At 44.4% G+C, this 1,257-nt stretch carries 4 protein-coding genes; 2 read left to right on the top strand and 2 right to left on the bottom strand.

The annotated features are described in order from the left end of the window. A partial coding sequence (locus tag F6K23_RS40810; protein ID WP_293166954.1) for a hypothetical protein occupies nucleotides 1-299 on the bottom strand: 299 nt, incomplete at its 3' end. 31 nt (nucleotides 300-330) lie between these two features. Continuing rightward, nucleotides 331-603 (bottom strand): hypothetical protein, encoded by a 273-nt coding sequence (locus tag F6K23_RS40805; protein WP_293166953.1) that lies wholly within the window; start codon nucleotides 601-603, stop codon nucleotides 331-333. Here F6K23_RS40805 and F6K23_RS40800 point away from each other — a divergent pair. Continuing rightward, nucleotides 593-1,000 carry a hypothetical protein gene (locus tag F6K23_RS40800; protein WP_293166951.1) on the top strand — a complete coding sequence of 136 codons (408 nt, stop codon included), beginning with the start codon at nucleotides 593-595 and terminating at the stop codon, nucleotides 998-1,000. The two genes, F6K23_RS40805 and F6K23_RS40800, sit on opposite strands and share 11 nt — an antisense overlap. Then, nucleotides 981-1,257: hypothetical protein (locus F6K23_RS40795; RefSeq protein WP_293166950.1), on the top strand; the 277-nt coding region annotated here is incomplete at its 3' end. The genes F6K23_RS40800 and F6K23_RS40795, both read left to right, overlap by 20 nt.

Here is a 1,257-nt window from a genome sequence, read left to right as displayed (position 1 = left end):
TAGTCCGGCAGTGAAGTCACATAGCCGGATTCCTCATTCCCCTTAGCCTTGGGAATCTCAACGGAATTACCAAGTACAACATCCCAAAAGCTTATTTGACTCGATCCGTCAGAGTTCACTAAGCCAAGAGCGACAAAAAACAAGATAAGCGGTGGAATACTGAATTTTACCACACCCTCAAAGAATAATTTTGCTAAGTAACCGATAAAACGAGCAATTGGCCCAAGAATATCTGATTCCGAGGCAAGTAACTCCTGCTTCTTTATTTCTTTGGCAACCTGCTTTGCCAGAGCTTTCATCGCAACATCTTCAGAATTTCGCGCACTCATCTTAGACTGGCCTTACATCTTCGATATGTTGAATAATTTGCTGAGCTAGATTTTCTAATTCAGTCTTAGAGTTAGCATTTGCCGTTTGATCAGAACCTGTCAGATTCGTCAATGTCTTCGTAAATTCAGTAACAAGCTTCACAATCAGTGCATATGATGATTCTGTCAGACCAGTAATCACTTCTGCTTGGTCTGATTTCCAGGTGTTCCAAGCGGTCGACGCATTTTCTGCTGCCTGATTTTCATCATAACTGCTGACCGCATTGTTCACCAAAATCAATTCGCATGCTTGTAATCGAGCCTTAGTTCAAATTTTAGCTGATTTTCTGGGGGTTAAAGCCTCTGAGGCAGAAGTTGATAAGCAAAGCCAACACTTTCGTTCCCAGCATAATCTAACTGAAGAGGAAGCCTTTGCAGATTGGCTAGTGCAAAATGACCTGACACTAGAGGAATTTAAACAACTGATCTCTGAGATAGCTCGCTCTCACCAGTTACAAAGGTGGTTAATGACTAAGAAATCTTATCAACAAAATAGCAAGATTTTGCTGGATGAATTGCGCCTGGAAAATCGCTATCAAGAATGCGCTGATGCCGCAGCCTCTAGAGAAAAGATTATTCAAGAAAACTATCCCAATTTTATCGAAGAAAACAATGATGACCTTGCCGAATGATGATGTGCCGTTGACGCTGCTCCCCATTCTAAAAAACGCCTTGGACGAACACGTGCCAGTGCTCGCAGCCACAATTGAACGTTTCAATGAGTGGGCGCTGAGCGCCGAGCCGAGAGCGGAAGTACCGCGGGGCCTCGGCATGATTCCATTTGCAACCGGCGGACATGCGGGAATGATCTCGGCGCGCACTTTCTCGCTTTTGCGTCTGCAAGATCCGCTCGATGTGTATCAATTGATGATGCCGTCCGACAAAAAGC

Source organism: Okeania sp. SIO2C9 (assembly GCF_010672455.1).
Lineage (GTDB): Bacteria > Cyanobacteriota > Cyanobacteriia > Cyanobacteriales > Microcoleaceae > Okeania.
The sequence above is the reverse complement of the archived record's forward strand: the minus strand, read 5'-3'. Positions and strand labels throughout refer to the sequence as shown.